Source organism: uncultured Varibaculum sp. (genome assembly GCF_902489465.1).
GTDB lineage: Bacteria > Actinomycetota > Actinomycetes > Actinomycetales > Actinomycetaceae > Varibaculum.
The window spans coordinates 1-18,546 of sequence record NZ_CABTZZ010000022.1 but is presented as its reverse complement, the minus strand read 5'-3'; the positions used below and the strand labels follow the sequence as shown (position 1 = coordinate 18,546).

Sequence of the window (18,546 nt, the reverse complement as noted above, 5' to 3'; positions counted from 1 at the left end):
GGCTCCGGGGAGCCTGTTTTTGTTCCTAAACTCTGTTCCTCGGTCACTCAGTGGCCACGTTTTACTTTTTTCGCCGTAAGTAGCGATTATCCGTTTCCGTTAGAGGCGGGCAGCAATCGCATCCCCGATCTGGCTGGTACTGCGCTGCAAGGGGTGACCTTGCGCGGAGGCTAGGGCGCGCTCTTCCATATCGGCGGCTATCGCGGCGCGGATATTTTCCGCCGGTTTCCTCGCACCCTCGTTTTCTAGCAGCATCGCTACTGAAGCAATCGTAGCCGTGGGGTCAGCGATTCCCTTTCCAGCAATATCGGGAGCCGAGCCGTGCACTGGCTCAAACATGGAGGGGAAGGTGCGGTCGGGATTAATATTTCCCGAGGCTGCCAGTCCAATCCCCCCGGTAATCGCTCCCGCTTCGTCAGTCAAAATATCGCCGAACAGGTTGTCGGTGACGATTACGTCGAAACGCCCCGGGTCTTGTACCAGGTAGATAGTGGCGGCATCGACATGGGCATAATCCCAGGTGACCTCGGGATATTCTTTAGCTACCTGCTCTACCGTTCGCCGCCACAGATGTCCGGCATGAACCAGCACATTGTGCTTATGCACTAGGGTTACGTGCTGACGCCGTTTGGCAGCCTGGGCAAACGCGAAGCGCACCACCCGTTCGACTCCAAAAGCAGTATTAACGGAGACTTCGGTGGCGATTTCTTGATCAGTTCCCACCCGAATCGCCCCACCGTTTCCACAGTACAAACCTTCGGTGCCCTCTCGAACTACCACGAAGTCAATCTCTCCTGGATTAGCCAGCGGAGTGGGGACTCCCCGGTAGTAGTGGGCGGGACGCAGATTCACATAGTGATCCAGACTGAAACGTAGCTTGAGCAGCAAGCCGCGTTCTAGCACTCCCGAGGGAACCGCCGGGTCTCCGACTGCCCCCAGCAAAATCGCGTCATGCCGCTTAATGCTTTCCAGCTCTGCCTCGGGCAGAATCTCTCCGGTCTCCCGGTAGCGGGCAGCCCCCAGGTTGAACTCGGTTTTATCGACGCTAATCCGGCTACCAGCCAAGGCAGCGTCCATAACCTTTAGTCCTTCAGCTACTACCTCTTTACCAATCCCGTCCCCGGGAATAACCGCGAGCTTAATGCTATTACCCATAGTCTTTACCTACCTTCCTCCACGCTACGCGGCGGACTATCCGTCTCATTGATTTTCCTTTACCTGTTGTTTATCCCCGTAAAGGAAGTTCCTCGCTTTGCCGTAGGCTGGTTCCCGAAAAGATGCGAGAGGGGGCTTGAGCCGAGCGAAGCAAGGCTCACCGGGGTCCCCCGAACACTTTTCGGGAACCGCCCACAACAGCAGCTATGGTCATCATGAGAAGTCCGCCCTTAGCGCTGCGCCTGCCCTTCCTGGTAGTCATCATCACTTTGATTCCACGAGAACATGGCACGTAGTTCGCGCCCAACTTTCTCAATCGGGTGGGCTTCTTCAGTGGCACGCATCTGTTTAAACTCCTGAGCTCCGTTGTCTTGATCATTGATGAAACGCTGCGCGAAAGAACCGTCGCGAATATCGGACAAAATGTCACGCATAGCCTGGCGGGTCTGATCAGTAATTACTCGCGGCCCCGACACGTAGTCGCCGTATTCGGCGGTGTCCGAACAAGACCAGCGTTGCTTGGTGATCCCGCCCTCGTTAATCAAATCCACGATCTGTTTCATTTCGTGGCAAACCTCGAAGTAGGCGATCTCCGGTTGATAACCGGCCGCGGTCAATGTCTCAAAACCGGCTTGAATCAGATGCGATACTCCGCCACAGAGCACTGCCTGTTCCCCGAACAAATCGGTTTCGGTTTCCTCGGTAAAAGTAGTCTTAATTACCCCTGCCCGGGTTGCTCCCAGAGCTTTCGCATAGGCCTTAGTTACTTGCCAAGCATTGCCGGATTCGTCCTGTTCCACCGCGATAACCGCCGGGGTTCCGTAACCGGCTTCATAGGAGGCACGAACCTTATGACCAGGGCCTTTCGGCGCCACCATACACACGTCGTGGCCAGCACCGGGTTGAATATACCCGAAACGGATATTGAAGCCGTGGGCGAAGAAAATCGCGGCATCCGGTTTCAGATTCGGGGCAATCTGCTCGGCATAAACAGTCCGCTGTACCTGGTCAGGCGCAAGCACCATTACGATGTCGCCCTCTGCGGTTGCCTGCTCAATCGATTTGACCTCTAGCCCCTGCTCTTTAGCTTTAGCTACCGAGGACGAGCCTTCCCGCAGCCCTACGACTACCTCTACCCCGCTATCGCGCAGGTTGAGGGCGTGGGCGTGACCTTGCGAACCGTATCCGATAATGGCAACTTTCTTACCGGAAAGTGCGGATGTATCCGCGTCATTGTCATAAAAAATCTCAGCCATTGCTATTTCTCCTTTAGTTGATCGGTGATTGAACGCGGACCGCGGCCGATGGCGACCGCCCCCGATTGCACGATTTCATTAATTCCGTAAGGCGCTAAGGTTTCCATTAATGCCTCTAGTTTTGATTGCACCCCGGCTGCCTGGATAACCAGCGATTCGCGGTGAACATCTACTACCGAAGCGCGAAATAGATCCACAATCTGTAGCACCTGGGAACGGTTATCTGCATTCGCCTGCACTTTAAACAGTACAAACTTGCGGGTAACCGAGTCCTGAGGATGTAGCTCCACCACTTTTAGCACGTTTATCAGTTTGTTTAACTGTTTAGTTACCTGCTCAAAAGGTAAATTTTCCGCATCTACCTGTACGGTTATCCGAGAAATCGATGGTTCTTCGGTTTCTCCGACCGCCAGGGAATGAATGTTGAAAGCTCGCCTGGTAAACAGGGCAGCTACCCTAGCGAGGACGCCGGGTTTATTCTCTACCAGGATGGAAAGGGTGTGGCGATTCTCCATCACGATCAGTCCTCACTTTCCCAGACCGGACCTTGCCCGCCTGCATAGATAATATTGCTATTCGACTCGCCCGCCGGAACCATCGGCCAGACCTGGGAATCGGTAGAGACTCGAAAATCAATCACCACCGGACGATCATTGGTTTGCATTGCCTGCGCGATTACCTCATCAACCTGTTCTTTGGTTCGAGCCCGCAACCCTAGCGCGCCATAGGCTTCCGCCAGTTTCACGAAGTCGGGAATGTCCTTTCCGCCTTCTCCGTCTTGTAATAAAGTGCCCGAAAAGCGCGAGTCAAAGAATAGTTCTTGCCACTGATGCACCATTCCCAGCACCGAATTGTTAATAATCGCCACTTTAATCGGCAGATTCTCTAAGGTAGCGACCGCGAGCTCCTGGTTGGTCATTTGGAAACACCCGTCCCCGTCAATCGCCCAGACTTGCGCATCCGGGTTAGCTACTTGCGCCCCGATTGCCTCGGGAATTGCTACCCCCATCGTCCCTAAGCCGGCGGAAGTGAGGAAGCCGCGCGGGTTCTCGTGGGGCAAAAACTGCTGCGACCACATTTGGTGTTGTCCCACGCCGGTGCAATAAATCGCGTCCTTACCCACCATTTCCCCGATCCGTTTAGCCACATATTGGGCGGGGAGGAGACCGTCATCTGGTTCATCATAGGAAAGCGGGTAACGCTCACAGATGTAATCCAAATGGTGCTTCCAACCGGAAATGTCTCGCGGGTTTCGCTGCATTTCCTCTTTAACTTTCGGCAGTAGTCCCTGTAGGGTTTGCCGCAGGTCTCCCACGATCGGTATGTCCGCTACCCGGTTTTTCGAGATTTCGGCGGGGTCAATATCGGCGTGAATCACTTTCGCATCCGGAGCAAAAGCATCCAGGCGACCAGTTACCCGATCATCGAAACGTGTCCCTAGCGCCACCATTACGTCCGCGCGTTGCAAGGCGGTCACCGCCGGCACCGAACCGTGCATCCCCGGCATTCCCAGGCAATGGGGATCCGAGGACGGGAACGCCCCTTGCGCGGTCAAGGTAAGCACTACCGGGAAATCGGTAACTTCCACCAGTTCCTTTAGCTCTGCCGTCGCTTCGGCCGCCAGCGCTCCTCCGCCAACATAGAGGACTGGCCGTTCTGCCTTCGCCATCAGTTTGGCAGCGGCTTTTATTTGCTTAGCGTGTGGTTTACTCGGCACTTTATATCCAGGTAAATCCACTGTTACCGGCCAAGAAAAAACAAGTTCGCCAACTTGGGCATTTTTGGCGATATCTACCAGCACCGGGCCTTTACGACCAGTAGAGGCCAAATGGAAAGCCTTCGCCAAAGTAACAGGAATATCTTCCGGCTCAGTTACCAAAAAATTGTGTTTGGTTATCGGCATCGACACTCCCACTACGTCAGATTCTTGGAAAGCGTCAGTACCGATCGCACTAGCAGCCACCTGCCCCGAGATTGCCACCAGCGGCACCGAATCCATATGGGCATCCGCCAAAGCGGTCATCAGGTTGGTGGCTCCCGGCCCAGAGGTTACGATTGCTACTCCGGTTTTCCCGCTCGAGAGTGCGTAACCTTCCGCCGCATGTCCCGCGGCTTGTTCGTGACGCACGATGATCTGGTTGATCTGCGAGTCATAGAGCGCATCGAAAACCGGCATGATTGCCCCTCCGGGTAAACCAAACACATCGGTCACTCCCAGGCGTTCCAGGGTAGCGACCACTGCCCGAGCGCCACTCATCCTTTTGGGAGGAGGAGCTTCGCCTGGTGATTGCTCCTTGTTGCTCATCGTCATCCCCGTTCTGGTAAATATTTCTTTGATTTTTATAAACAAAAAAGCCCTAGGTGCTGTTACCTAGGGCTTGCTACGTCTCGAAACGTTTTTAGACGTGTCTAGCCCTCTCTGGTACCAGCAGTACTAGGGCGACTAGCTCAATGATTCGTTTCGTCATAACAAGCTAAACTCTACGTTCCACACCATTTGCACTGGGCTTCGTCTCACGTTTTGATACACGAAGCTAAGTTCGCCTACCGGACAAGTATCGAATTTTCATCGTAATGGTGACACACTCCTCGCTATTTTCACCTCTTAAATGGACTTTGGTCTGACAGTCGTAGGAGAGGCTATGACAAGATAGATACTGTCGTATGGCTTTACAAGGAGGAACCGTGCAGACAGTCTTCCAATACCTGGCAGAACAGCCAGTACTTGTACTTTTCGGGTTAATCGGGATCGGGATGTACCTGGGGCATTTCCGGATCAAAGGAATCGGATTGGGGGCGGCTGCAGTCCTTTTCCTAGCTATCGGGATTTCCGCTTGGGGTACCGCCGAGGGCTTGGATATGGTTTCCAAATTCCCGCATGAGTTCGGAAAACTCGGTCTGGCTCTATTTGCTTTTGCTATCGGGATTAACTCGGGGAATTCTTTCTTTGCTTCTCTTAAAAAATCTTTAGGGATTATGGCCGCTACTTTCGCGGTTTTAGCCGGCGGGGGCGTAGTTGCCTGCGTGCTAGGCAAAATCGCGGGAATGGATGCGGCCACTATCGGCGGTACTTTTGCGGGCGCAATTACTAACACCCCGGCTCTAGCTGCTGCCGGCGCGGCCTCTGGTGATGAACAGTCGGCAACAGTTGCCTATTCCATTGCTTACTTGTTTGGCGTTTTCGGAATGCTAATCGTGGCTACCTTAGCTCTCAACTATGGCAAGAACGATAAAGACCGCCCCGCATCTTTGGTTTCTCGCACGGTGCGGGTTGAGCGGGACGACCGCCCCTCGGTGCGCGATATCCGTGCCCATGTTGGCGAAAACGTGCGTTTTTCCCGGCTTCGGGAAACCGAGGACGGGCCGATTGTGCGTCCCACTGCCGACACTAAACTCGCTAAAGGCTGCCTGGTGACCGTAGTTGGTCCGCAAAACTTGGTGGTCGAAGTGGTTTCTGAACTGGGACATGGTTCGTCGATTTCCCTTGCTGCCGACCGGCGGGATTGGGACTATCGCCGAATCACTATTTCTGATCCGAAGCTGGCTGGACGCACTTTAGGGGAGCTTGGCCTAGAGGAACGTTACCAAGCGACCGTGTCGCGGGTACGGCGTGGCGATACCGATATGCTAGGGCGCGCTGACCTGGTACTTCAGATGGGCGACCGGGTTCGGGTAGTGGCACCCACCAAAAACCTTAAAGAGCTATCCAAGTATTTTGGGGATTCCACTACCGGCTTGACTTCTATTAATCCGGTGGCTTTAGGTGTCGGCATGGTTTTGGGACTGCTAATCGGTGAGTTCCCCATTCTTACTCCCAGTGGCGAGTACTTCACGATTGGTTCTGCAGCTGGAACGCTGCTAGTAGGGCTTATTTTCGGCCGGGTAGGACGCATTGGCCCCTTCCCCACCGCTTTGCCTTATACCGCAAGTCAGGTGCTTGCCGAGTTCGGTCTGTTGGTGTTCTTGGCTCAAGCTGGCTATAACGCTGGTGGTCAGATTATGAAAGCCTTTACTTCCGGGGCGTGGCTAGGGATTCTACTGGTGGGTATGGCAGTTACCCTCACCGTAGGCTTCGGTTTGTATTTCGTGATGCGCTACGGCTTCAAGATGGGTGGAACCCGCCTATCTGGTCTGTTGGCTGGGGCGCAAACTCAGCCGGCCGTCCTCGCCTATGCAAATAACCGCACTAACTTTGATCCGCGAGTGGCGCTTGGTTACTCCCTGGTATACCCCTTGGCGATGGTGGGTAAGATCCTAATCGCACAAATCATCGGTGGCCTGTAAACCTATCGATACTTTAGTTTTACAATGCGTCATCCCTAAGTGGGCTGGCGCATTGTAATAATTATCGCCCCTGATTTACCTCTTTCGTCCTGGATAGCCGTGAAGTTTAGGGGAGATAATTGCCTTATGCAGCAAGAATTCTCCCAAAATAACATCAATACCGACAAACACGCTTCGTCCTCAGATGACGTTTTAGGCGAGTCCAAAGCGGATACTCTTAATCCCCACGGTAGCGAGCATGACGAGCTTCGCGCCTTACGTGACCGGCTAGCTGCCCAATCTGGGGTGGTAACCCACCTGGGACGCACCTTGCTAGCGGCTGGAGCTAGTGCTTATCTGGTTAAGTTTTCGATGGCGAGGCTAGCCAACGCTGTCGGAATTGATGCCCAACACTCGCAAGTAACTTTTTCAGAAATAGTCACTTCTGTTTATGCTCATGGAACTTTCCGAACTGAATCCCATGAGCAGCGTGCATTTGGCACTAATGCTGCACGATTAGATGATTTACGCCTGTTTGTGCGCTCTTTGAAACCGGGACTACTAGTTGAAGACGTCCAACAGCGGATCGATGAGATTATCAATCACAAGCCGCCGTATCCTGCCGTTATCAACTGCTTAGCCTCCGGGGTTGCCTGCGCAGGCTTTTGTTTTCTTAACCGGGGCGGACTGGTCGAATGCTTAGTGGTGGCGATTGCGGCTCTTTGCGGGCAGATATTGCGCCGCACGATGCTAAAACGGCATGCCAACCATTTTGGGGTGTGGATGCTTTGCGGTCTCCTTGCTTCCTTGATTTACATGGCTATTAGTTCAGCATTGGTGTTTACCGGGCTAGTTTCGGTTGGACACCCGCAAGGAATTATTTCCGCAGTATTGTTTCTGGTTCCCGGATTCCCGCTGGTAACTGCCATATTAGACTTGGTAAGAATGGATTTCCTTGCCGGAATTTCTCGCATGACCTACGTTATTATGTTGGTGATTTCGGGGGGGATTTCGGTTTGGATGGTTGCTACCTTATTTCAGTGGCATATTGACCCACCCACGGCTTTCCCGGTCACCGGAGTAGTTCTATACCTGCTGCAATTTATTTGTTCAGTAGTTGCTTCGTTCGGTTTCGCCGTGCTGTTTTCAATCCGCCCGCAAGTGGCAATTTGTGCTGCCCTGGTTGCGGGATTTGCCAATGTAGGACGACTTTTTCTGGTGGCACAAGGGATGCTACCGCAGGCAGCCGTGGGCCTGGCAGCTTTAACTATTGGGATCGTGGCACATTTTATTTCTCGCCTCAGTGGTTTCCGGTTCTCCCGTACCTCACTGACAGTGCCCGCAGTGGTGATTATGATTCCCGGAGTCCCCCTCTATGCCGCTATTACTCACCTTTCGAATGGCGATATTCCACAAGCAACCGCTGCTCTTGTCCAAGTGTTTTTCGTGGTTTTATCCATTGGGGTGGGGCTAGCGATTTCTAGAATGCTCACTGATCCCGGCTGGCGGATTGACCGTGATACCGCACAGCCCCGACTGTTGGAAAAAACTGGGTGGAATGACGGCAATCGCCGTTTCCAGATGCGCTGACTATAAGTTGGAGGGGGGCGCTGACGTCCGTCAGCGACCCCCTCCTGATTTTTCTGGGTTTACCACCTGTTCCTAGGCATCTAGGCCACGGGCTATAGACTAAAAACTAACTGTTCCAACTAGTTGGAAGTCACTAGTGGCAAATAATCGGCAACTATGGCGACTATTTCTCCCGAGGAGTCGCGGTGGCATCCAGGCGAATAACCCCATAGGTCCAGCCACGACGGTGATAAACCGCGCACGGTTGCATGGTTTCGGAATCGATAAACACGAAGAAGGGATGTCCCACCAGTTCCATTTGGTAGAGCGCCTCACTAACAGTCATCACTGATGCTTCGTGCAGTTTTTGCCGCACAACCACTGGAGAATCCCCTAATTGGCTTTCATCAGGTACCCCGATTTTCCTCTCTCGCGCAATATCGGGGGAAAACTCATCATCTTTCGGGGTGACCGCCTTCGCCGCATCTTTCAAATTAAGTTCCTCAATCTTTAAAGGCTCTTCTTGGCGGTGCAAATCCCGGTGGCGGCGATGATCCTTAGCCCGATCACGGGCGCGACGCAAACGTTCATATAGTTTGCCACAAGCAATATCTACTGAGGCATAACGGTCAGAAGAACTGGCTTCTGCGCGAATAATCGGCCCCTTTCCGAAAACTGTCAGTTCCACTTTCTCGGAAGTATCTGCTTGCCGCTGATTTGGTTCGTGAGTGAGTTCCACGTTTACCCGCTGTACACGCGGATAGAACTGTTCAACCTTAGCGACTTTTTCCTCGGCATATTGGCGGAAATTGGGGTGGATTTCAGCGTTTCGTGCTTCAACGATAATTTCCATTGGTGTCCTCCAGGGCACAGTATGGGGATCGAAGATCCCGAATCGATGCGAGCCGGATCATTCCGGTCGCGGTGATTGCAGCTACCACCCCCCTTTCGCCCATCTTTGGGCTTTTCAAGTACCAAAATTTTACCGCATTACCGGGAATTATTAAGGGGTTTTGAGGCTGCCTTCCGCTACGCTCAATGAGAACACTGCTTTCACCTGTGCTTGTTTCCCATTTATTACCCGGGCTGCCTCCCGAATGGTCGCTCCGGTGGTAATCACGTCGTCGACTAGCAGCACTTCCTTACTGAAATCTAAATCTGTCCCCACTGCTAGCCGTATACTTCCTACCCGGCCGCGAATCCGCTCTTCAAAGCTGCGCCCCGCCTGTTTTTTACTACCTGGTTTGAGTTCTAGCAAGCCCGATAACCTGACGGCTACTCCTTCGGCCTCCAAACAGGAGGTAATGCCGGCAGCCAACCTGCCAGCGGTAGACGAGATCGCAGTTTTACCAAACCGAAAGGTTGAAGGCACCGGACACACTATGACCGGCCGCCGAAAACTGGCAGCCAGGCTCTTACCGGCTGCCGCTCCAAAAAAGAATGGAAGCTCTTGATAGTAAGGAGATCGCGAGTGTTTCATCGCCAACACAACTTTACGAGCTGAGCCTCGGTAAGTACTGAGAGTCCAAATCTCATTTACATCTGCATCGAGGGGAATAGCTGCACTAACTCTTATGGGAGGGCGCAAAAACCTCCCTCTACACCGATCACATAACCGGGTATCCAATTGCCCACAGCCGGGGCAGCTTTCCGGAAATATCAGGGTAGAAAAATACCGATAGGTTTTAGCTACCTGTGCTCCGGCTAGGGTAGCTAACTTTGGAGGATGGTTGGAATAAAGATGGTCTGCCATAGGTACAGCTTGCTGTCGCCAGCTGCAGTGCTGTTTTCAAAAATAATTCTCTCAGGAAAACCGAGAGTGATTTATCTTGGTAACCAAAGCACCTCAAACCATCAAAGCTAAAAAATCTGAAATCAGAAGCGACCGGATGGGGACGTTAACTGCTTGCTGAAAACGCGGGATAAGAAACCCCATTTCCGAGTACTCGCCACGACTGTTGAATATGTCCTAGCCGGGTTCCTAGCTCGTTAACTACCTGCACATTCCCGTCGAAAGGATTAGGCACCAAGTATTGAGACTTCGGCGCCGCCTCAAAGGTTTCATCATACGAGTTCACCGCCAGAACCTGTATTTTCGGGGTGTCTGCCGGTTGCAGAACTGCTACCTGGCCCGAATCAATCCAAGCAGCCGAAGTTACGTCAGACAAGATATCGGTACCTAGGTTGCCCACTTTGAGTTGGATAGGGGTACCATCTTCCCCGCGGATCACAGTTACCATATTGCCTTGGAAACTGTAGCCCACCTGCCATACGATTAGGCCGCGCACCCCGGGAGCACTAAGCGCAAAGAACGGGATTCTCCAGTTTTCACCCTCAGGGATTTTCACTCTCGCCACCTGGAAATGGCTATTTACTGCCACCATATCCCCTGGTTTGGAAGCATCCCCAGTCCATGCCCAGCCCCAAGGGTCAACTTGCGGAACCCGCAGATTCTCGCCTCGGTAAAGGACCTGGGGGGCTTTTCCGCGTTGCAAGCGTACCAGTTCCTTACCCCCACGAATCGCAACCTGGAAATCAGTGCCGACAGGCCCGGGAGTAGGCCAAGTAATTTCCCCGCCCAAGTCTTGTGCCGTTGTAAATACCCCGGAGCGGGTATCGGATTCCTCGACTACCGCCCCATTCTTAACCCCCAGCATCATCTGCTTCTTTACCGGGGTTGACTGCTCAGCAGGATCCGGTAGAGCTTTACCGTTTTGCGAAACTGTAACCTCATCAATCCCGGCAATCCCCAACAAAGTGGCATTTACCTGCTGATACACCCTTGTCATTTCCGTTTCAGAACGTAATCGCAAAGTGTCAGGGAGTTCAACCATCGCTTTACGTCCTTGCATAGTAACCAAGTTAGAAGGAATCTTGGTGATCGGTTCTACCACACTGACCGCACCCTCAAGATCACTGGTAGGGGCAGAAAATAGTGCCGTCAATAGGTATTGAGCAATGCTTTTACGTGGCACCCACCGAGGATCTGGAATTAAAAAGCGATTATCGCTTGACCAGTAGTAAACGTTGCGTTTCGAATAAGCATTTTTAAACGCCGTATTGGTTAGCACCACTCCGTCAGGCAGCGAACTGATCCGCCACTGGCCATGTTCTTTCGCCAACTCGTATTTAAGGGTTTCCTCTTGCCGGAAACTCTGCCTCATTCCCACTTTGTTGACCCGCAATACCGGTTGTCCACTTCCGGTAGCAATCTTCGCTCCATCAGAAAAAACTATTTTTAGTTCCGTCTTAGGTTTCAGCACTGTTACTTGAGTTTTCGGTTGCCATTTGCGACGAGTACCAGAGGTTAGGAACTGTTTAGCAATTCCAAAATCATCGTAAGTACCTGCTGCACAGGCCTGTTGGAAATCCGCAATTAGTTTCTCGGGAGTTGATCCATCAATCGGTCCCGTAGCCAGCTGGGCGAGCGGGTTACGAGAATCCGGATTCACTTCGCCTTCATGCACCGGTCCAGAGTCAGGAAGGGATGCGCAAGCCGCCAAACTGAAAGCTAGAAAGGTGGACAGGATCCCTAAGCGAAGCCGCTTCCTCCCGCAGATTTTCTCATTTCTTGAGGTTTTCGAGGACGCAGCAGACTTTACTAAGGGCACGGGCGATTCTTTTCGCCACCTCCGCAACAGTTGCTTTTTCTGATGCCGAAGCTCACGACTAAACCAGTTCATTGAGTCTCAGCCTTTCCATCCCGGCTGGTTTGCGCAGCGTCGTCACCTTCCAGATTCTTTATCCGTTCTTGAACATCAATCACCGTGTCGGGCGCTGGCATGCGGGGCAATGGCTGAGCGGCAGTGGATTCTTTCATATCGGCACCCAGCTCGGCCGGCATTCGGGGTAGGCTGTCTGCTGCGCTCACGGGGATTTCCTGCTGAGCGCTTTCACTAGTCTCCAATTGCCGCACTTGCAAAGCAGTATCCTCTAGATCCTCCGACAAAATAATGTCTTCTGGATGGTTAATAGCCCACTGGGAGCGAGCGGTAATCAAATCCTGGTTTTCAACCTGTTCTGGCAAATCCTCAATTTCTTCTCCCTGCTGGCGGGGCAATAACAGAGTAAAAGCAGAACCTTGCTGGGGGCAGGACAAAACCGTGAGTAATCCGGAATGCAAAGCGGCGTCCTCGGCAGAAATCGCGAGCCCCAGACCGGTACCGCCAGTGGTACGTTTGCGGGAAGGATCCGCCCGATAAAAACGGTCAAAAACATGTTGTGCAACCGCGTCAGTCATACCGGCACCGTGATCACGGATCTGCAAAGCCACTGCGGTTTTTGAACCGGCGACTGTAACCTTCACTGGTTTACCTTCCGCAAACTCTATCGCGTTCACCAGCAAATTTTGAGCAATTCGGCTGATCCGAGTTTCATCCACCTGCGCCACGGTATCTCCGTAGGTTTCTAAAACTACCTCTACTCCCATGTTTTCTGCCAGAGTTCGATTAGACTCTAGAATTCCGCCTGCTAAAGAACCTAGATTTACCTCGGATAATGAAAGCTTGGCCACGGAGGCATCAATTCGGGAAATCTCAATGAGATCCGCCAACATCTTGTCGAAACGGTCAACTTGACGGTGCAGAATCGTGGCGGAGCGGGCATTAGTCGGCGAAAGCTGGTCGCGTTCATCATAAATCAAATCTGAAGCCATCCTAATAGTGGCTAGCGGGGTACGCAGCTCGTGGGAAACATCAGATACAAATCGCTGCTGTAAAGTTGCCAGCTCTTCGTAGTCGCTGATCTGTTCTCGCAGATAACTGGCCATATCGTTTAACGCTTGGGATAGCTGCGCTAACTCATCGCTACCGCGTACCGGCAGGTGAATCTGCAGATTACCGGCCGAGACTTTGCGTGCTGCTTTTGCTGCTCGCCGCGCAGGCGCCATAGTCGAATAAGAAACTGCCGCCATCAGGACTGTTAACACCCCGAGCAGCACCACTGTTCCAAAAATTAGTACCTGGTTTACCATATAAATGGTTTGTTGCTCATAGGCTAAGGAATAGACCATATAGAATTCGTAGCTGCCCGCCAAAGGTAGATATACTCGCGAACCCACGATGATACCGGGGATTTTCTGCTCTTGCGAGTTTTTCAAAGACACTGATTGCCAGTGGAGTCCATTCTTTTGCTCAACCGCTTTCCGTAGCTGCGCAGTGATTAAAGCGCGTTGTTCCGGGTCAATAATTTCGTTGATCGCTAGGGGGCGAGTCTCTTTGGGATCCCGCAGCAGCATCGCCCCTACCCCACCTGCACCTGTCAAAGCATCTCGTTGATCCGACATTAAGGTATAGGCCGTATCTTGTACGCCACTGACGGAATCGGTGACCGTAGCGTCAAAAGCAGATTGCAAGCTTTCTGTGCGCAAAGATGCATCTTGCAGCACAATATTTAAACGTTTTTGAAAAATCCCATTAGACACATGCGAAGTTACGGAAACAATCAAGATAACCATCATCATCGCGGTGGCTAAAGCCATCAGCGCGGTTAGTCGCGCAGAAATCGAAGACAGAAAAAAATTCACTATCGGCCAGTTCGCAATTTGGTTTCCCAGACAGCTAAAAGCCGATCGCCATTGTTTTTCCCGCAGCAATCCCCAAAAGCTGCCGGATATTTCTTTAAGCACTGCCTCCTGGGCTGGGGGTTGGCTGCTCATAGCCGCCTAGTTGCCTCCAGCACGGTAGCCAACTCCCCGCACGGTGCGCACAATCTTGGGGTGTTCCGGGTCTTCTTCAATCTTGGCTCGCAGCCGCTGCACGTGCACATTCACCAAACGAGTATCCGTATTAGCATGCCGGTATCCCCAAATATCTTCTAATAATTCTTCCCGGCTAAAAGCTTTCCACGGCGAGCGCGCCAAGGTTAGCAATAAGTCGAACTCTAAAGGAGTCAGATCGATACGTTCATTGCCACGGAAAACTTCGTGAGCCACCACGTTTATATGAAGATCTCCCAGATCTACATCCTCGTCCTGACCTTCGCTAGTGCGTCCCCGCAACCGCGCTTTAATCCTGGCTACCAGTTCTTTGGGCTTAAAAGGTTTGGGGATATAGTCATCTGCTCCCGCTTCTAGCCCTGCCACCACATCAGCAGTGTCTGATTTAGCGGTTAGCATGATGATCGGCAGATCGGATACGGCGCGAATCTGCCGGCAGATTTCCACTCCGTCTTTGCCAGGCAACATCACGTCTAACAACACGAAATCCGGTTGGCTTTCCTGAAAAATATCGAAAGCCTCATCACCGTGATGACAAAACACAGACTTATAACCCTCGGTTGACATCACAATGCCCACCATCTCCGCAAGTGCCTCATCGTCGTCCACTACCAAAATTTTCACGGTCATGAAATCTATTGTGCCACGCCGATACGTTTTTTTGCGCTATTGTTAGGCGGTTGCTTTATTTATAGGCTCGATCAGTAAAATCTATATCTGACCTATTCCCTGCGCTAATCCGGCAATCCTCCCGGTAGGAGGCGTAAATGGCCACGGCGCTGCTCTTGCACTCTCCGACGCCCCGCAGTCAGCCCCTGTTTAACGCTCGCATCGTACTCGTGTCCCACATGTCCGCTGCCTCCACTGGTGGCTTCGGGGCTCAGCCGCCCATCCCAGTTCTTATTTACTTTCGCAGTGGGAAGATGCCGACGCTTAGAAGCTTCCCGCACCACATTTGCCAAGGCCTCTAAATCATCATCACTGGGCTCGGCAGGAGTAAACTCACTGGCTAACCGAACGACCTGCCAACCCCGAGGAGCGGTCAAATTATTTGCGTGTTCGGCACAAAGATCATAGGCGTGCGGTTCTGCCTGGGTAGCAAGGGGGCCGAGGACAGCAGTGGAATCCTTATACACATAGGTTAAAGTAGCGGCTGCCACCTGGTTGCAGCCATTTTTTGAACAAGATCTAGTTACCCGCACAATTGCACGTTAGCGGCGCGGGAAATAAAACCCAAGTCTAACTCGCGGTAAGGTGCGTTCTCGTGAGGGGTTTGACACGAAATAGGCGAGATCGCCATGGGCGCGGAGCGCGAGGAGTGACTCTCTTGCCGATGATCCCAGCTTGGAAGACGCGGCGGGAAAAATTTGATCAGCTGGTAGTGGATTTGGCTACCCAGGCTGCCCGCAAGCATGAGGTAGTAAACCGTATCGAATTTGGGGTGGAAGATATTCCTCCCTCGGATCCGGCTGACTGGGAGTCGCCACAGGCTGTGTTAGGACGGTTATTTCCCGCAGATAAGGGCGGGAAGCTGGCTACTCGAATTGTGGTTTACCGCTTGCCTATACAGTGGCGCTGCCGCAGCGCCCAGGAATTAGAACAGGCAGTTAAAGCAGTGCTTGCGGAACATCTCAGTACGGAAATTGGGTGTTTACCCGAAGATGTTTTTCCCGGATACTTCTAGTTATTAGCGCAAGAATTCTTTAAATAATACATTTTGGGATAACTTTTATTCTTGGTTTACCCGATTATTATCCGTTATAGCGGCTTAGGGGTTAGTTTTTACCGTAATCGCGGCTATTTCGCGAACTGCTTTTCCGACCCCAATAGTTCTGAAAGTTCCGGCAGGATCTCCCACCAGCTGACCGGCGTGCAGCGCAGTTTCACTTTGCCATTGCCAAACACCCTCAGGTATTTTCACTAAGGTTAAGGCGCCCGGTTTTACCGCTACCTCCTTGGTTTTCCCGGCAGAAGATAAAACAATTTTTTGTTCTTTTGCGCTGTCGAAAGCGAGATGCGTCGCCTGTTGATTACTCAGAGCTGCTCCCGAAGTGTTGGTTGGCACTGAGGGATACACTGCCAAAGTGTTATGGGCAGCGAAGATCTCCTGCGCGAAGACCGCTGCCACTACCGGTTGATCTGATTTAACCTTGACCGCAGCCAGGCCGTCTTTTACTCCCCCCAAGGGAATATCGAAAACCGCGCCTGTTGACACCTGCAACTTTTTGGGGGCGGACACCGGGGTTTCCCCTGATGTATCCAGTAACGATACCTGCAAGGTCGCCACTTCCCTACTGGGATTAAGCACCCGTAAACTGGATTTACCAGTAATTTTAGCTGCCGGAATCAGCACTTCATGGGAAGGGGTGGCTAGAGCGGGCGAATGCACTGCGCCAGCCTTTTGGGCTCCAGTTGCCAAAGTGGAACTCACCCAAGAGCGCACCCCTTTCCCCTCGGCCTCCACTAGTACCCCGAGCCGGTTATACCCCGGAGCTTGCCCATCTAAAACCAGAGAACTACTAGCGCGGGCAGGGATTTTTTGCGTGACTTTAGTTGCGAAAGGACCCTGTTCAGTCCAAATCTGGATCCGCGCAGTAAGGGGCGCTCCAGACGGGTTAACCAAATGCAAAGTAGAGGCATTGCCGGTGGTAGTGCCGGGAGTCAAAAAATAGGCGCGATTAGTGGGGGCAGCGCACACGCCGGCGAAAAATCCGTTCTCGCCCTCTTTCCCGCTACTGCTAACGTATCCCAAGGCAGCCGCATTTTTACCTGCTACTGGTTTTACCTTTAGCGTCAACCCAGATTTTCCCACTGAGTGAGCACTTTCCTTTGCCAGCGCGTTCCCGGATGCATCGGTTAGTGGCGCGGATCCCGCTTCCGAGATCCCTTCCACCCAAGCCGTCGCGCCCTCCCCGGGCAAACCCGGGCATACAACTTGTTGGATTCCTGCCGGAACTGCCACTTCGCGGCCACTATTTTTAGGGCTAGAGGTGGCGAGAAGCGTTTTGGGAATCACCAAGGCAAGAGCCACGGCAGCTAGCAGAATCGCTAGCGCCGAGAACAGGGAAAGCCAAGATTTATAGGCGGGTTTTTTCATTTTTGTTTCCTCCTGTCCCCCAAAGGCAGGCAGGTGGCTGCAGCACCTAGGTAAACCAGCAGGAATAGCCCGATCACCAGATAACGTCCAGGACTAGCGAAGTACACTTGGAGATTTCCGGAAACACCGGCCGGAATCGTAAAGCTTTGCAGCCCTCCGCCAGATCGAGCCTGAAGATCCTGGCCAGCTATTTGGGCTTTCCAGGCCGGTGAAGCTGATTCTGCCAGCAAAAGCTCACGTTCCTTCGGGGAGGCAGCGAGAGATTTCTGGGCATTTAGCACTCCTGCTGGAACCGTTTCTTGACGTTTGCCGTTACTAATTCTCACGCGTGCATCTGAGCGAGCAGGAACGAAACTGGAAGTGTCCAGGCGCCACACGCTGTATTCATCATTGGTAGATACCGGATGAAAATAGCTGGAAGAGATGAGTTTGGAGTCCAGTCCGTCAGCGGCGGCCTGCTTAGTAATCAACAACTGTTCTACCGCTAAATCTGCACACTCGGTTGCAGCTTGGCGATCATTTCCCGCTATTAGCGCCGCCAGCACCCCACTTTCGGGGGTAGCATGTTGGCCAGGTGATTGGGTTCGAATTTGCCAGTTGGTGGCCAATAGTCCCGGTCCGGCTTCCCGGCGCATCGCCACCTGGTAGCGATCCCCCTCTTTATCTAGCAGCAGCATCCGGGTTCGTTTTTCCGATGCCGATAAAATCGAAAAAGCCACTGGTGAGCGGTCAGAACCTGCCTTCAAGGGAGTATTCGCTGAGGGTAGAGCCCAGGTAGCTATGGTAGCCAGAGGGAGCACCAGCGCCACTGTAACTAGGCTTGCCAGCAGGTAACGGAGCCGTTTGGGAGGCTGGATTGCGCTCCATCCCAGCGCGGTGGCCACCAGTAGTCCCATGAGCGCTACCGAAAATACCGAAAGCAGCCAGGGGCATTGTCCGGGAGCCACCGTTTGTGTCAGCGCAAACATTCCGATCACGAGGCTTGCCAGGCTAAATAGCCACGCTATCCGGGTGGCGAGTAACTCTCGTCCGGTAAATAAAGCTCCGGCAGCGGCTATTGTCACGCAGGCGAGAGCAGCTATTCCAAAGTATAAAGGAACGCCGGATAGGGTTTGCCCCCAGAGGTGTAACTGAGAGCGCATTGCTATTGGGGTAGCGGCCGAGGGCGTCAGGAACAGGTAGGCTCGCAGGCTATGGGTGCGTAGTGCCCAAATAAAAGACGGTAATAGAGTTACCAAGGCCGGTACCAGTATAGCTAGTCCGCCTCCCAGGTACGCGCAGCTACGCCGCCAGGATAAATGCTTCTTTACCGTGACACTCAGGGCGCAGGCCAAGACGAAAGCTAACGCCACTAGCCACAGCCAGGGGGCGGCGGCGCTCACCACCACTAAAGACAGCGCGGCGAGGCCGGCGGCGCTGCGGCGCGAATAGTTTGGTAGATAAGTCTCTGTGCCCAGCACTCCCGCCAGCCGGTAGGGACGGCGCAGCTC

General features: G+C 52.9%; 15 protein-coding genes. 3 read left to right on the top strand and 12 right to left on the bottom strand.

All coding sequences use genetic code 11. From position 1 onward, the window contains the following. Nucleotides 1-99 precede the first annotated feature (99 nt). The 4 genes from RDM26_RS05460 to RDM26_RS05445 all read right to left on the bottom strand — a co-directional run bounded on the left by RDM26_RS05460 (nt 100) and on the right by RDM26_RS05445 (nt 4,716). Entirely contained in the window at nt 100-1,155 is a 1,056-nt protein-coding gene (locus tag RDM26_RS05460; protein ID WP_307737994.1) for a 3-isopropylmalate dehydrogenase, read from the bottom strand. A 230-nt stretch (nt 1,156-1,385) separates the two neighbouring features. Next, nucleotides 1,386-2,411, bottom strand: a complete 1,026-nt coding sequence (gene ilvC, locus RDM26_RS05455; RefSeq protein ID WP_278606150.1) for a ketol-acid reductoisomerase — start codon at nt 2,409-2,411, stop codon at nt 1,386-1,388. 2 nt (nt 2,412-2,413) lie between these two features. Further along, complete coding sequence (gene ilvN, locus RDM26_RS05450) at nt 2,414-2,926, bottom strand: acetolactate synthase small subunit (RefSeq protein WP_307738006.1); 513 nt, start codon at nt 2,924-2,926, stop codon at nt 2,414-2,416. Between the two features lie 5 nt (nt 2,927-2,931). Beyond that, complete coding sequence (locus RDM26_RS05445; protein WP_307737993.1) at nt 2,932-4,716, bottom strand: acetolactate synthase large subunit; 1,785 nt, start codon at nt 4,714-4,716, stop codon at nt 2,932-2,934. A 380-nt stretch (nt 4,717-5,096) separates the two neighbouring features. On the opposite strand from RDM26_RS05445, the gene RDM26_RS05440 reads away from it, so the two are divergent. Continuing rightward, on the top strand, nt 5,097-6,695 hold the full coding sequence (locus RDM26_RS05440; RefSeq protein WP_307738005.1) for a TrkA C-terminal domain-containing protein: 1,599 nt from the start codon (nt 5,097-5,099) through the stop codon (nt 6,693-6,695). A 126-nt stretch (nt 6,696-6,821) separates the two neighbouring features. Beyond that, nucleotides 6,822-8,264 (top strand): threonine/serine exporter family protein, encoded by a 1,443-nt coding sequence (locus tag RDM26_RS05435; protein WP_307737992.1) that lies wholly within the window; start codon nt 6,822-6,824, stop codon nt 8,262-8,264. A gap of 163 nt (nt 8,265-8,427) precedes the next feature. Here RDM26_RS05435 and hpf read toward each other — a convergent pair whose 3' ends face one another. The 6 genes from hpf to RDM26_RS05405 form a co-directional block, all read right to left on the bottom strand. Continuing rightward, the gene (hpf, locus tag RDM26_RS05430) at nt 8,428-9,096 is read right to left on the bottom strand and encodes a ribosome hibernation-promoting factor, HPF/YfiA family (RefSeq protein ID WP_307737991.1); all 669 of its coding nucleotides are present in this window, start codon (nt 9,094-9,096) and stop codon (nt 8,428-8,430) included. A 150-nt stretch (nt 9,097-9,246) separates the two neighbouring features. Further along, the gene (locus tag RDM26_RS05425) at nt 9,247-9,723 is read right to left on the bottom strand and encodes a hypothetical protein (protein ID WP_307737990.1); all 477 of its coding nucleotides are present in this window, start codon (nt 9,721-9,723) and stop codon (nt 9,247-9,249) included. Between the two features lie 418 nt (nt 9,724-10,141). Continuing rightward, nucleotides 10,142-11,854: an LpqB family beta-propeller domain-containing protein gene (locus tag RDM26_RS05420; RefSeq protein WP_307737989.1), complete on the bottom strand. Its 1,713-nt coding sequence runs from the start codon at nt 11,852-11,854 to the stop codon at nt 10,142-10,144. Between the two features lie 68 nt (nt 11,855-11,922). Next, nucleotides 11,923-13,899 carry an MtrAB system histidine kinase MtrB gene (gene mtrB, locus RDM26_RS05415; protein WP_307737988.1) on the bottom strand — a complete coding sequence of 659 codons (1,977 nt, stop codon included), beginning with the start codon at nt 13,897-13,899 and terminating at the stop codon, nt 11,923-11,925. 6 nt (nt 13,900-13,905) lie between these two features. Then, the gene (mtrA, locus tag RDM26_RS05410) at nt 13,906-14,589 is read right to left on the bottom strand and encodes an MtrAB system response regulator MtrA (protein ID WP_307737987.1); all 684 of its coding nucleotides are present in this window, start codon (nt 14,587-14,589) and stop codon (nt 13,906-13,908) included. A gap of 104 nt (nt 14,590-14,693) precedes the next feature. Next, a complete protein-coding gene (locus RDM26_RS05405) occupies nt 14,694-15,161 on the bottom strand; it encodes a DUF3499 family protein (protein ID WP_307737986.1) in 468 nt (155 codons plus the stop codon). A 131-nt stretch (nt 15,162-15,292) separates the two neighbouring features. Between RDM26_RS05405 and RDM26_RS05400 the strand changes: the two genes are divergently transcribed. Continuing rightward, nucleotides 15,293-15,643 carry a metallopeptidase family protein gene (locus tag RDM26_RS05400; protein ID WP_307738004.1) on the top strand — a complete coding sequence of 117 codons (351 nt, stop codon included), beginning with the start codon at nt 15,293-15,295 and terminating at the stop codon, nt 15,641-15,643. Between the two features lie 84 nt (nt 15,644-15,727). Here RDM26_RS05400 and RDM26_RS05395 read toward each other — a convergent pair whose 3' ends face one another. Next, entirely contained in the window at nt 15,728-17,056 is a 1,329-nt protein-coding gene (locus RDM26_RS05395; protein WP_307737985.1) for a DUF5719 family protein, read from the bottom strand. Next, on the bottom strand, nt 17,053-18,546 hold a 1,494-nt coding region (locus RDM26_RS05390), incomplete at its 5' end, for a hypothetical protein (protein WP_307737984.1). The genes RDM26_RS05390 and RDM26_RS05395, both read right to left, overlap by 4 nt.